The 13,387-nt window shown below is 67.5% G+C and carries 11 protein-coding genes and 1 pseudogene; 9 read left to right on the top strand and 3 right to left on the bottom strand.

Going from position 1 to position 13,387, the window contains the following annotated elements:
• Nucleotides 1-1,011: nitronate monooxygenase (locus tag Q0W90_RS18360; RefSeq protein ID WP_297775638.1), on the bottom strand; the 1,011-nt coding region annotated here is incomplete at its 3' end.
• 84 nt (nucleotides 1,012-1,095) lie between these two features.
• Here Q0W90_RS18360 and Q0W90_RS18365 point away from each other — a divergent pair.
• On the top strand, nucleotides 1,096-2,697 hold the full coding sequence (locus Q0W90_RS18365; RefSeq protein ID WP_366895425.1) for an arylsulfatase: 1,602 nt from the start codon (nucleotides 1,096-1,098) through the stop codon (nucleotides 2,695-2,697).
• Between the two features lie 30 nt (nucleotides 2,698-2,727).
• On the top strand, nucleotides 2,728-3,963 hold the full coding sequence (locus Q0W90_RS18370) for an FAD-dependent oxidoreductase (protein WP_297595977.1): 1,236 nt from the start codon (nucleotides 2,728-2,730) through the stop codon (nucleotides 3,961-3,963).
• A gap of 96 nt (nucleotides 3,964-4,059) precedes the next feature.
• Here the strand turns inward: Q0W90_RS18370 and Q0W90_RS18375 are convergent, their stop codons facing one another.
• Both Q0W90_RS18375 and Q0W90_RS18380 read right to left on the bottom strand, forming a co-directional pair.
• Nucleotides 4,060-4,899, bottom strand: a complete 840-nt coding sequence (locus Q0W90_RS18375; protein ID WP_297595975.1) for a TIM barrel protein — start codon at nucleotides 4,897-4,899, stop codon at nucleotides 4,060-4,062.
• Nucleotides 4,896-5,498, bottom strand: coding sequence for a preprotein translocase subunit SecD (locus Q0W90_RS18380; protein ID WP_297595973.1), 603 nt, complete (start codon nucleotides 5,496-5,498; stop codon nucleotides 4,896-4,898). The genes Q0W90_RS18375 and Q0W90_RS18380 overlap by 4 nt, the downstream gene beginning before the upstream one ends.
• A 192-nt stretch (nucleotides 5,499-5,690) precedes the next feature.
• On the opposite strand from Q0W90_RS18380, the gene Q0W90_RS18385 reads away from it, so the two are divergent.
• The 7 genes and pseudogenes from Q0W90_RS18385 to Q0W90_RS18415 all read left to right on the top strand — a co-directional run.
• Nucleotides 5,691-6,374: a TetR family transcriptional regulator C-terminal domain-containing protein gene (locus Q0W90_RS18385; RefSeq protein WP_297595971.1), complete on the top strand. Its 684-nt coding sequence runs from the start codon at nucleotides 5,691-5,693 to the stop codon at nucleotides 6,372-6,374.
• 249 nt (nucleotides 6,375-6,623) lie between these two features.
• Complete coding sequence (locus tag Q0W90_RS18390; RefSeq protein ID WP_297698586.1) at nucleotides 6,624-7,829, top strand: cytochrome P450; 1,206 nt, start codon at nucleotides 6,624-6,626, stop codon at nucleotides 7,827-7,829.
• An 8-nt stretch (nucleotides 7,830-7,837) separates the two neighbouring features.
• Nucleotides 7,838-8,674, top strand: coding sequence for a mycofactocin-coupled SDR family oxidoreductase (locus Q0W90_RS18395; RefSeq protein WP_297596025.1), 837 nt, complete (start codon nucleotides 7,838-7,840; stop codon nucleotides 8,672-8,674).
• 34 nt (nucleotides 8,675-8,708) lie between these two features.
• Nucleotides 8,709-9,677 carry an enoyl-CoA hydratase/isomerase family protein gene (locus tag Q0W90_RS18400; protein WP_297595967.1) on the top strand — a complete coding sequence of 323 codons (969 nt, stop codon included), beginning with the start codon at nucleotides 8,709-8,711 and terminating at the stop codon, nucleotides 9,675-9,677.
• A 19-nt stretch (nucleotides 9,678-9,696) separates the two neighbouring features.
• Nucleotides 9,697-12,042 carry a CoA transferase gene (locus Q0W90_RS18405; RefSeq protein ID WP_297775670.1) on the top strand — a complete coding sequence of 782 codons (2,346 nt, stop codon included), beginning with the start codon at nucleotides 9,697-9,699 and terminating at the stop codon, nucleotides 12,040-12,042.
• Nucleotides 12,039-12,800 carry an SDR family NAD(P)-dependent oxidoreductase gene (locus Q0W90_RS18410; RefSeq protein WP_297595347.1) on the top strand — a complete coding sequence of 254 codons (762 nt, stop codon included), beginning with the start codon at nucleotides 12,039-12,041 and terminating at the stop codon, nucleotides 12,798-12,800. Before Q0W90_RS18405 ends, Q0W90_RS18410 begins: the two co-directional genes overlap by 4 nt.
• Before the next feature lie 19 nt (nucleotides 12,801-12,819).
• Nucleotides 12,820-13,387: pseudogene (locus Q0W90_RS18415) on the top strand (hypothetical protein); the annotation flags it as partial.

The raw sequence follows: 13,387 nt of genomic DNA on the forward strand, positions 1-13,387 counted from the left end.
CAGCCGACGCAGAATGTCGGTCGCGGGCTCGGCGGTGGCGTGGCGAAAACCGGTGCCCGCCCACAGGTGTACGTAGTCCGGCTTTCCCGCCGCCGCTGCCGCCTTGCGCAGCGGGCTGGTCAGGTGGTGGATGGCGGGATAACCGGCGGGCGCCTCGGCGTCGTGGGCGTCGATGAACGCGTTGCGCAGGCCGCGGGCCGGGCGGCCGGTGAAGGACCGGGTGAGCACCGTCTCGGTGTAAGCGGGATCGGCCAGCGCCGCCTGATGAGTCGCCGACGCACCGCTTTCAGTGGCGCGCAGCAGCACCGTCCCCACGGCGGCCGCGGCCGCGCCCGCCCGGATCACCTCGGCCACCGCGCCCGGGGTGGCCAGCCCGCCGGTGGCGATCACCGGCAGGGGAACCGTCGCCACAACCTGCTCGACGAGGTCGACGATTCCGACCGGCGTCACCGGCCGCAACGGCGACAGGGTGCCGGAATGCCCGCCGGCGTCCGCCGCCTGCACGGCGAGCATGTCGACCCCGGCGTCGTGTGCCCGCGCCGCCTCGTCGGCCGTGGTGACCGTCTGGACCACGACGCTCTTGACCCGTTGCAACGCCGCGATCACATCGCGCGGCGGAATCCCGAACGTGAAGGACACCATCGGAACCGGATCGTCGAGCAGCAGCTCCATCTTCTCGTCGAATCTGTCGTTGTCCTCGATGGGCTCCGGCGGCAACGTCAGCCCGAACTGGTCGGCGTCGCCCTGAACGATCGCCGCGTAAGCCCGGTAGCGCTGCGGGTCGACCGGCACCGGGTTGGGTGCGAACACGTTGACGCCGAATGGGATCCCTTCGGCGCGAACGGCTTTGATCTCGCCTTCGATGGCCTCCACGGTCTTGTAGCCGGCGGCCAGCATGCCCAGAGCGCCCGCGCGGGTGGCGGCCGACACCATCGCCGGCGTCGTCGGTCCGCCCGACATCGGGGCCGCAACCAGCGGAAGGGACATCCCGAACTGCGCCAACATCTCCATGCCCCGACAATATCGGCCAGTATCGGCGCTGCGCCGGTGCGGCAGCATTCCACCGTCGCGACCGACCTGGCAGGATGCATGAGCGTGAAGCGCCCCAACTTCCTCGTGATCGTCGCAGACGACCTCGGGTTTTCCGACATCGGCGCGTTCGGCGGCGAGATCGAAACGCCCCACCTCGATCGGCTGGCCTACTCCGGGATCCGGCTCACCGATTTCCATTCGGCGCCGGCCTGCTCACCAACCCGGGCGATGCTGCTGACCGGGACCGACCACCACATCGCGGGCATCGGCACGATGCTCGAGGTCGCGTCCCCGGGATTCCGCGGCGCGCCCGGCTACGAGGGCTATCTGAACGATCGGGTCGTGGCGTTGCCCGAACTGTTGCGCGACGCCGGATATTTGACGCTGATGTCGGGCAAATGGCATCTGGGGGCCACGATCGAGACGTCGCCGTGGGCGCGCGGTTTCGAGCGCTCGTTCGCCCTGCTGCCCGCCGGTGCCAGCCACTACGGAGGGGCAGGGGCGCGCGGGTTCTCGCCCGTGCCAACGCTGTACACCGAGGACGACCAATTCGTCACCGTCGGCGACGACTTCTACTCGTCGGACTCCTACACCGACACCTTGCTGCGTTACCTGGATGAACGCGCGCCCGACGACGACCGCCCCTTCTTCGCCTATCTGCCGTTCCAGGCGCCGCACTGGCCGTTGCAGGCGCCCGACGAATCCATCGCGAAGTACCGTGGCCGCTACGACGACGGACCCGACGCGCTGCGTGCGGAACGCCTGGCAGCACTCAAGCGGCTCGGCCTGTGCCCGCCCGACGTAGCCGCGCACCCGGTGGTGGCCGACGGCGCCCCGGAGTGGGCCGACATGACCGACGAGCAGCGCGCGCGCTCGGCCCGCAGCATGGAGGTCTACGCCGGGATGGTGGACCGGATGGACCACAACGTCGGCCGGGTGATCGACTACCTGGCCGCGAGCGGTGAACTCGACGACACCGTCGTCATCTTCCTGTCCGACAACGGCGCCGAGGGCGCGATCGTGGAGGCCATGCCGCTGCGCGGTCCGCAGATCGCCGCGCAGATCGAAAAGAATTGCGACAACAGCCTCGACACCCTGGGCCGGCCCACGTCCTTCATCTGGTACGGCCCGCGCTGGGCGCAGGCCGCCACCGCGCCGTCGCGCCTGCATAAGGCCTTCACCACCCAGGGCGGGATCCGCGTGACTGGCTTCGTCACCTGGCCGGGCTTTGCCCGCCAACAGCAGATCGGCACCGCGTTCAGCACCGTCATGGACATCGCACCCACGCTGCTGGAGCTGGCCGGGGCCGCGCACCCGGGTACGTCCTACCGCGGTCGCGAGGTGGCCCCGATGCGCGGCCGCTCACTGGTGGAGTATCTGACGGGCGCCGCGGAGACCGTGCACGGCGACGACACCGGAACCGGCTGGGAGCTGTTCGGCCGGCGCGCCATCCGCCAGGGCGACTGGAAGGCGCTGCACCTGCCGGCACCATACGGTCCGGGCGGCTGGCAGCTCTACGATTTGGCTTCCGACCCCGGCGAGATCGACGATCTGGCCGCGTCGCATCCCGACAAGCTGGCCGAGCTGGTGGCGCTGTGGGATCGCTACGTCGAGGAGACCGGTGTGATCCTCGAACCCATCTCCGTGTTCGACACCGAACTCTGATCGCCGGTTGCCACCTATGCTGGGGCGTTAATGGTCGAGACAACCACCTGCGCGATCGTCGGCGGCGGGCCCGCGGGAATGGTCCTCGGGCTGTTGCTCGCCCGGGCCGGCGTCGAGGTCACCCTGCTGGAAAAGCACGGCGACTTCCTGCGTGACTTTCGCGGTGACACCGTGCATCCGACGACGCTGCGGTTGCTCGACGAGCTGGGCCTGGGGGAGCGGTTCGCGCAATTGCCCTACAGCAAACTTCGCCGCGGCACCTTCGAATCCAACGGGCATGCGGTGACCTACCTCGACTTCGAGCGGATCCGCCAACCGCATCGCTACATCGCGATGGTGCCGCAGTGGGACCTGCTGAACCTGCTCGCCGAGGCCGCCCAGGCCGAACCGGGTTTCACCTTGCGGATGCGCAGCGAGGTCACCGGCCTGGTGCGCGAGGACGGCCGGGTCGCCGGCGTGCGCTACGACGGGGCCGACGGCCCGGGCGAGCTGCGGGCCGAACTGACGGTGGCCTGCGACGGCCGGTGGTCGATGGTGCGGCAGGAGGCCGGACTCACCGCCCACGAATACCCGGTGAACTTCGACGTGTGGTGGTTCAAGCTGCCGCGCGAAAGCGCCACCGACCATTCGTTCTTGCCGCGCATCGGCGCGGGCAAGGCGCTGGCCGTCATCCCGCGCGGAGACTACAACCAGATCGCCTACCTCGGACCGAAGGGGGGCGACGCCCCACTGCGCGCGCGGGGGGTGGAGGCCTTCCGGCGCGACGTCGCTGCGCTGCTGCCCGACATGCCCGAGTCGGTCGCTGGGCTGCGGTCGATGGACGACGTCAAGCACCTCGACGTGCGGGTGAACCGGCTGCGCCGCTGGCACATCGCCGGATTGCTCTGCATCGGAGACGCCGCGCACGCGATGTCCCCGCTGGGCGGCGTCGGCATCAACCTGGCGATCCAGGACGCCGTCGCGGCCGCCACCCTGCTCGCCGAACCCCTGCGGCGGCACCGCGTCACCGACCGCGACCTGGCGGCCGTGCGCCGCCGCCGCGCCTTTCCCACCGCGCTGACCCAGGCGGTCCAACGCGTGCTGCAGGCGGGCCTGCTGCGGGCGGTGTTTCGCGGGGCGAACCCCGCCCCGCCCGCGCTGCTGCTGAATGCGTTGCGGCGCCTGCCGTGGCTCTCGGCGATACCCGCGTATTTCGTCGGTGTCGGGGTCAGACCCGAGCATGCACCGGAGTTCGCCCGGCGAGCACCCGGCGGGCGCAATGACTGAGCCCGAACGCGAAAACGCGCTGCGGATCGCCATTTTGGGGGCGGCCAGGATCACGCCGATGGCACTGATCAGCCCCGCCAAGGACCTTCCGCTGCGTTACCCGAGTTGAACGTCGGCCAGCAGCCGGCGTGCCGCCTCGACGCACGGGCGCAGGCGCTCGATCGGGCTCACCCCGGCCAGCGCCAATGACCGTTGCGGAACTTCGATTTCGATGACGGTGTCGTCGGGAAGCGCGGAAAGGATTTCGTGCAGCGGCAGTTCGCCTTCGCCGGGAACCATGCGCTCGAACATGGCCTCCTCCATGTAGTTGTCGATGCGCGGCCGCAGCGTCGTGTCGTTGAGTTGGGCATAGCCGATGTGATCGGCGTCGATTGCCGCCAGCTCGGCGGCCCCGGAATCGGACCGCACCAGGTGCATGGTGTCGATCAGCAACCGAAATTCGCTTCGCCCGACGTGGTCCCTGGCGGCCAGGGCGGTGGCCAGGTCGCCGACAGTCAGGCCGGGCACCGGCTCGACGACGGTACCGATGTTGCGCTGGGCGGCAAGTTCGGTCAGCGCGGCGAACTGGTCAAAGGTGTGTGGCAGGTCGGGGTCGAGGCTGACCACGTTGATCCGGGGGACACCGAGTTCGGCGAAGGCGTCGAGGTCGGGCTCGAGCGTGTTCACGTCGGCGCCGGGTAGCACGAGGAATCCGTCGCCGAGCGAGATCCGCACGCCGCGATCATTCATCGCGGCGAGCAGATTTTTCCTGAGCGCGGCGTCGTCCTTCAGCGAGAAGGGAGGGTAGCCGAGCGGTACCAGCGGCATCCCCTGGACGGCGGCCGAGATGTGGCGGCACCCAAGCTGCGCGGCCAGATCCACGAACTCGATTGGGGGAAGGCCGAATACGCTGAGCATACCGAGAGCGAGGCGGTCCGGATGGCCGGCCGCGGTCACAAGGGGCGACCCGCCAGCTGGGCCAATTGGGTTGCCCCCTCGGCGGTTTGGGTGGTCAGCACGATCCGTCCGGACGCGACCTGTTCTTCGATGATCGGCGCTTCCAGCACCAGGTTGTCTCGGATGAAGGCCACATGGTCCTTCACATGCGCGGCGGTGAACGACGCCCACGCCGCCGACGACGGCGAATCGAGCACCAGGGTCACCTCGTAGAAATCTGCGGTCAGCGCCCTGGGCGGATCCACGTGTATCAGCCCCAGCCCCAGGGTTTCGGGACCCAGCGTGTACACGGTGGTCCGGCCGACGTCGCAGGTGTCAAGGACGTCGGTGGGGGCCACCGGGACGTTCGGGCCCATCTCCGGGCAGGTGGTGGCCGGCGTCGTCGGATGTGACTTTGTCACCGGCCGAACGGGCAACGGGGCGATCTTCACTATCGGTGGCGGTGCAGGCGCGGCGGAAGTGGTGGGCGCCTTGGTGGGCGGCGGCCCGGACGGCGCCGGCCTGTGCGTCTGATGGCAGCCACTCATCAGCGCGGCGAGCAGACCGATGGACCCGAGCCAGGCGGCGGCATTGCTCACGCGAATTCGATGGGAGATCATCCGAACACACTCTACTCAAGAGTTCGCGGAATCCTCGGAACTCTTGCACCGCAGTTTCTTTCGTTCCTGCGGTGCTGCCGCGCCGGGAGGTCTGCCGGAGAGGCCGGTGTTGTCCGTATGCGGTGCGCCGACGCCGTCGAAAGACTTTACCGGCACTACGAATATAGAGTAGTGTCTCGGTCCGGAATGACAATGGATAAACGACGAAAGCCTAATCCCGCCGAGCGCCGCCGCGAGTTATGCGATACGGCGATTCGATTGTTGGCCGATGACGGGGCCAAGGGGCTGAGCCATTTGAAGGTGGACCGCAAGGCGGGCGTACCGGACGGCACGACCTCGTTCTATTTCCGCACCCGGTCGGCGCTGCTGCGGGCGGTCGCCGAGCGTTCGGCCGAACTCGACCTCGCCGAGCTGCAGGCGATCGCGGACAGCTCCGATGCCGGCGGTGCGGCTCCCGCGCCCTCGCGGCTGTCGCAGGTCGTCATCCAAGCCGGCAGCGACCCGCAGCTGTACCGGACGAGGGCCCGGTACGAGCTGACCATGCAGGCGACCCGCGACCCCGCGCTGGCCGCGATCCTGCAGCAGGCCACCGACGAGTTCACCAAGCTGCACCGGGAAATCCTCGTGCAGCTCATGCCGCACGGCGCGGAGCTGGATCCGGCGGTCGTCGAGGATCTGAGCAACGTCACGCTGACCTTCATCAACGGCCTGCTGCAGCGGTTTGCCCATGGCGACCGGATCGTCGACAGTCCCGAACAGCTCGACGGGGTCCTGTCGGCGATCGCGGCCGGGATCTTGAAGAGTTCGGACAAGGGGCGGCTCACGCAGACCGGCGGCCTGCGGGTGCTGCGCCGCGGGGCGGCGGGATCCCGATGAGAGCGCCGACCGAACACGGCGCGCGGGCCTCTGGCCTTGCCAGGTCACCCGCTGTATGGTTCTCTACGAGAATAGAGTGAGCCCACGTTCACGCGTCGTTTCAACCGAACTTGTGCACATGTCCAGAGCGACGCAATTAAGCGGAGTGTGTAAATTGCCCGGACCGAATCCAGCGCTGCAACTCTGGCGGCGCGAGCCCTGGGTGCAGGTAATGCGGGTATCTAAAACTGCAGCGGTAGGAGGGGTTTCGTGACGGCGAGCACCGACAGCCAGGTTCGTTTCGATCCATACGATGTCGGGCTGATCGCCGACCCGTATCCGATGTTCGCGCGGTTGCGCGACGAGGCACCGCTCTACTACAACGCCGAATTCGACTTCTACGCGGTGAGCCGCTACGCCGATGTCAGCAAGGCGCTCGTGGATCACGAGACGTACAGCTCCGCGCGGGGCGCGATCCTGGAGCTGATCAAGGCCAACCTCGAAATCCCGTCGGGCATGTTGATCTTCGAAGACCCGCCGATTCACGACGTGCACCGCAAACTGTTGTCGCGGATGTTCACCCCGCGCAGGATCGCCGCGCTCGAGCCGATGATCCGCGACTTCTGCGCTCAGCTCCTGGATCCGCTGGTGGGCTCGGGTCACTTCGACTTCGTCAGCGACCTGGGTGCCCAGATGCCGATGAAGGTCATCAGCATGCTGCTCGGCATTCCCGAAGACGACCAGGAGTACATCCGTGACCGGGGCAACGCCCAGCTGCGCACCGAGGCCGGCAAGCCCATGGACGCGGCCCAGCATGGCCTGTCCGTGGGTGAGCAGTTCGAGGCGTACATCGACTGGCGCGCCGAGCATCCGTCGGACGACATCATGACCGAACTTCTCAACGTCGAGTTCGTCGATGAAAAGGGTGTGAACCGGCACCTCAGCCGCGAAGAGATACTCGTCTACCTCAACGTCGTCGCCGGGGCGGGCAACGAAACGACGACACGGCTGATCGGTTGGTCCGGAAAGGTTCTCGCCGAGCACCCCGACCAGCGCCGCGACCTCGTCGAGAACCCCTCGCTCATCCCGCAAGCCATCGAAGAGCTGTTGCGCTACGAGCCGCCGGCCCCCCACGTGTCGCGGTATGTGACCCGCGACGTCACCGTGCACGACCAAACGGTGCCCGAGGGCAGCGTCATGATGATGCTCATCGGATCGGCGTGCCGCGACGAGGACCAGTTCGGGCCTGACGCAGGCGAATTCAACATTCATCGCACGGTCCGTCCGCACCTCACCTTCAGCATGGGCACGCACTTCTGCCTGGGTTCGGCGCTGGCGCGCCTGGAGGGTCGCGTGGCGCTGGAGGAGATTCTGAAGCGATTCCCCGAGTGGGAGGTCGACCTGAGCCGGGCCACCCTCAGCCCGACCTCCACGGTGCGGGGCTGGGAATGCATGCCGGCGCTGGTGTCACGATGACAAGTCGGGTGAATGGGCGGGTAGAAGGGAAGGTAGCTTTCATCAGCGGTGCCGCCCGCGGTCAGGGGCGCAGTCACGCCGTGCGTCTGGCGCAAGAGGGCGCCGACATCATCGCGATCGACGTGTGCGGGCCGATCGAGAACCTGGCGTATCCCCACTCGACGCCGGAGGACCTCGACGAAACCGCCGACCTGGTCAAGGGTCTCGGCCGCCGCATCGTGACCGCGCAAGTCGACGTCCGCGACTACGACGCGCTGAAGGCCGCCGTGGACAACGGGGTGGAACAACTCGGTCGCCTCGACATCATCGTCGCCAACGCGGGCATCGGCACCTTCGGCAACAAGCTGCACAAGATCCGCGAGAATATTTGGCGGGACATGATCGACGTGAACCTGTCCGGCGTGTGGCACACCGTGAAAGCCGGTGTGCCACATATCCTCGCCGGCGCACGCGGCGGCTCCATCGTGCTGACCGGCTCTGTCGGATCGCACAAGGCCATGGCCCACACCGGCCACTACATCGCCGCGAAACACGGGGTTTTGGGCTTGATGAGAGCCTTCGCCGTCGAACTGGGTGAGCACCATATTCGGGTCAACTCGGTACACCCCAGCCAGGTCAACACGCCGATGACGATCAACGAGGTGACGTTTCGGCTGTTTCGACCCGACCTGGAAAATCCCGGGCCGGAGGATTTCGCCCCGTTCTCGCAGATGACGCACACCATGCCGGTGCCCTGGGTGGAAGCGGTGGACATCAGCAATGCCGTCCTGTTCCTCGCCTCCGATGAATCTCGTTATATCACCGGGGTTTCGCTGCCCGTCGACGCGGGCGCTCTGCTCAAGTAGGCGTTAATAACAATTCGACTGAAGGAAGAAGACTATGCCTGAATACGACTACGAAGAAATGAAGAAGGAAGCCGAGCAGTACATCAAGTTCGAAAAGGACAAGAAGAACCGCATCGCCTACATCACCTTTGACCGTCCCGACGCGCAGAACTCCACCACGCTGGGTATGCGGCAGAACTACGCCGATCTGATCCACAAGTGCAACGTGGACGACGACGTCAAGGTCGTCGTGATCCGCGGCGAGGGCGAGGACTTCGGTAGCGGCGGGGACCTGCCCGAACAGCGCGGGATGCTGGAAAACCCGGGCATGCCGCTGTTGCACGAGCTCGCGATCAACGATGACGACGTCAAGTACCCGCCCGGTGGCTCCTACCGCTACCTGTCCACCGTTACCGACTTCTACGCCAAGGCGCGCGCCGGAAACCGCCCGCTGCAAGAACTTCGGAAGATCAGCATCATCGAGGCCAAGGGCTACTGCTACGGCTGGCACTTCTACCAGGCGGGCGACGCCGACCTGGTGATCTCCTCTGACGACGCCCTCTTCGGCCACCCGGCATTCCGCTACGTGGGCTGGGGACCCCGGCTGTGGTGGTGGGCCGAGACGATGGGCCTGCGCAAGTTCTCCGAAATGCTGTTCACCGGAAGGCCGTTCAGCGCCAAGGAGATGTACGAATGTGGCTTCGTCAACAGCGTGGTGCCCCGCGACAAGCTGGAAGACGAGACCCTCAAATACGCGCTGGCGTGCTCGAAGACCCGCCCCACCGACACCGTCGCCGTGCAGAAGACCTTTCTGGAGCTCTACAAGCAGCACAAGGGTGAGTACTTCGGCAGCCTGCTGACCGGCATGGTCGAGGGCATGCTGCCGATGATCGCCAACGACGCGCAGGAGGTCGACCTGACCGCGGGAACCTTCGAGAAGGGCCTGAACAACGTGGTCAAGGACAACGACATGAACTTCCCGCCGGAGTGGCGGCTGAGCCGCTCCGGCCGCGCGAAGCCCTGACCGCTTTGCGAGGGTGCGTATGTCGGCGCTGACGGCCTTCAGGGTCGTCGAGCTGGCGGGGTCGGTCGCAGGGGAGTACTGCGGAAAGCTGCTGGCCGACTTCGGCGCCGAAGTGATCAAGGTCGAGGCGCCGGGGCGCGGAAGCCCGACCCGGGCGATGGCGCCCCGCCTGGCCGACGGCTGCGAAGGCAGTGCGTTGTTCGCGTACCTCAACACGAACAAGCGCTCCGTCGTGCTCGACACCACCGCGGAGTCCGATGTCCTCGACACGCTCATCGCCAGCGCCGATGCGGTCATCGACGACGGCGACACGGAGTGGGCGCGGCGCCACCCGGGTGTGGTGGTTTGCTCGATCACCCCGTTCGGTCGGGGAGCCCCGGCCGAGCACGCGAACGCGAAGAGCATCAACGTCTTCCACGCCAGCGGCTGGGGGTATCACACGCCCAGCCACCCGGACCCCACCAAGCCGCCGCTGCGGGGGCCGGGCCGGTTTTTAGCCGACTACGAAGCGGGGCTGGAGGCGGCGCTGTGCGTGGCGGCGGCGTTGTTCGGGCGCCTGCACACCGGCCGGGGCGAGGCCATCGACGTTTCCCAGCATGCGGTGCTGGTCTCGCGTGCCGATTGCATTCTCGGACGGCTGATCACCGGCGAAGTCCCCGCCCCCGGCGCCCGCGACGACTACGACCAGCAGGGCCCGGCGTCGTTCTTCGCGTGCGCCGACGGCTTCGTCTATCTGTACGTGACCAGCCGCGCCCACTGGCTCGGCGTCAAACAGCTGATGGGTCGCCCGGTCTGGCTGGAGGACTTCGACGACGACTGGCTGGAGTTCGCGGTCACTCCGGAAAAGGTCGCGACGTTCCAGCGGGGTTTCGCCGCGTGGGTACGCGACCTGTCCAAGGAGACGGCCGCCGACGAGGCTCAGCGCCTGGGCGTGCCGCTGGTGCCGGTCAACGACGCCGCAGATCTGCACCACTTGCCCCAATACCGCCACCGCGGTTTCTTTTCCGACGTCAGCCATCCCGTGTTGGGCGACGCGGCGTACCCCACGGTGCCGTACCTGCTCAGCGCTTCCCCGGCCGAAATCACCTCCGCGGCACCCGCTCTCGGTCAGCACAGTGGGTCGATCCTGGGCCGCCTCGGCGCTTTACACACTCCGCCCGCGGTGCGGTCGGCGCAGCTGAAGCCGCCGAGGAGCCCGCGCGGCGGCCCCCTGGAGGGGGTCCGCGTCGTCGAACTCACCAAGGTGTGGGCAGGCCCGTACGCGGGCAAATTACTGGCGCTGCTAGGCGCCGAGGTGATCAAGGTCGAAACCGCCGCGCTGCCCGAGGAGATGCGCGCCTACGGCGGCACCGATATCAACCACGCGCCGTTCTTCTTGAGCATCAACCCCGAGATCTTGAGCGTGGACATCGATATCAAGTCGGCCGACGGCATGGCGCAGCTGCGTGAGCTGATCGCCCGCAGCGATATCGTCATCAACAACCTGCGCCCGGGCGCGATGGAACGCCAGGGCCTGGGGTATCAGCAACTCAAAGAGATCAAACCCGACATCATCTCGGTGTCGATCAAAATGTGGGGCAACGACGGGCCGCTGGGGCATCAGACCGGCTACGCCCCCTGCTTCGCCGCCTTGGCCGGCCTGGCGCCGCTGGTCGGCTACCCCGGCGGGCCCCCGCTCGGCACCAGCATGCGCTACGGCGATTCCACGGTCGGCGCGGCGGCCGCGTACGCCGCCCTGGCGGCACTGCTGCACCGCGAACTCAGCGGCGCGGGGCAATTCGTGGACGTATCGGCCGTCGAAACCCTGTCCTCGATGATCGGGGACTGCCTGCTCGAACAAGGCCTCACCGGGCGACGCCTCGGGCCCGACGGCAACAGCCACCCCGACATGTGCCCACATGGCTGCTATCCCTGTGCCGACGGTGCGTGGGTCAGCGTGGCCGTCGCGAACGACACCGAATGGCAACGGTTGTGCGACGCGCTCGGTGCGGCATCACTGGGGGGTGACCCCCGTTATGCCACCGTGGACGGCCGGCGCGCACACGTCGAAGCCCTCGACGCCGATCTTGCGGCGCTGAGCCGCAATCTCGATGCCGAGGAGTTGGCGCATCGCCTGCGGGCGGCGGGAGTGCCCGCCGCCAAGAGCGCCACCGCCATCGATGTGATTGGCGATCAACAACTCTGGGATCGCGAGCTGTATCGCTTCGTCTCGGATCACCGCGAAGGTCAGCGTCCGGTGCTGGGACCGTCCTGGCGGATGGCGCGCAACCCGGCGCGGATCGCGCGCGGCGCGCCCGACCTGGGCGAGGACACCGACTACGTTCTAGACGAGATACTCGGATCGCAACCGACGGGCGGATCATGACGACATTGGCGCACACCGCGGCCCTGGTGACCGGCGCCAGCAGCGGAATCGGGGCGGCGACGGCCAAAGCGCTGGCCGCCGAGGGCGCTGCGGTGGGCCTCCTCGCGCGCCGCGGCGACCGGCTGGCGGAGCTGAAGGCCGAGATCGAATCCGCCGGTGGCACAGCTCTCGTCGTCGCCGCCGACGTCACCGACGCCGAACAGGTGGCGGCCGCCGTGCAGCGCACCATCGTCGAGTTCGGGCGTCTCGACACCCTGGTGAACAATGCCGGGCTGATGCAGTCGGCGCCCGCAACCGAAGCGCGGCTGCAGGACTGGGACAACATGGTGGCCGTCAACGTGCGGGGCGTTCTCTACGCGACCCGCGCGGCGCTTCCGCACCTGATCGATGCCGCCGCCGACTCGCCACGCGGCGTGGCGGACCTGGTCACCATCAGTTCCACCGCCGGATGGGTGGCCCGGCCCAACACCGCCGTGTATTCACTGACCAAGTTCGGCGTGAACGCGTTCAGCGAAGGCATCCGCCAGGAGGTGCTCGGCAAGCGGGTGCGCGTCGGCGTGGTGGGCCCCGGAACGGTCGATACCGAAATCTTCAGCCATCTGGCCGAATCATCACGGGAAGCCTTCGAAAAGCAGACGTCCGGCATGGTCATGCTGCGGCCAGCGGACATCGCCGACGCGGTCCTGTTCATGGTCACCCGCGACCGACGGGTCGCGGTGAACCACATGCTGGTGCGCGCGGCCGAACAGACCTGGTAGCGGTGTGACATCACATTGGGTGGTCGGCGATCAACATGGGTTGCCGATCCCGGCCGACCCCGCGACCTTGCTCAGTGGTGGAGCGCCGTTCCTCACCAAGGCATTTCGGGCCTCGGGCATATTCGGTGACAACAGCGTCGCTCGCATCAGTGGCTACCGCGAGATCGACGGCGGCAGCACCGGACGCAAGGTTGCGCTGTCGGTCGAATACGACCATCCCGCACCGGATCTGCACGCCGATCTGTTCGTCAAGTTCTCCCGCGATCTCGACAATCCGGTTCGCGACCGGGGCAAGACCCAGATGGAACCCGAAGTCCGCTTCGCCTCGCTCTCACGCGCCCCCGAATTTCCCATCGAGGTTCCCAGCCCGCAGTTCGCCGACTACCACCGACCGACCGGCACCGGAATACTGATCACTGAGCGAATCAACTTCGGCGGCAACGGGGTCGAGCGTCAATACCACAAATGCCTCGACTACGAGATGCCCGAACCCCTGGAGCACTACCGCGCGCTGCTGACCGCCCTGGCGCGCCTCGCCGGCACGCATCGCTCCGGCCGGCTGCCGGCGGAACTGACCGCGCCCTTTC

Origin of the sequence: Mycobacterium sp. (assembly GCF_025933915.1) — a bacterium.
Classification (GTDB): Bacteria; Actinomycetota; Actinomycetes; order Mycobacteriales; family Mycobacteriaceae; genus Mycobacterium.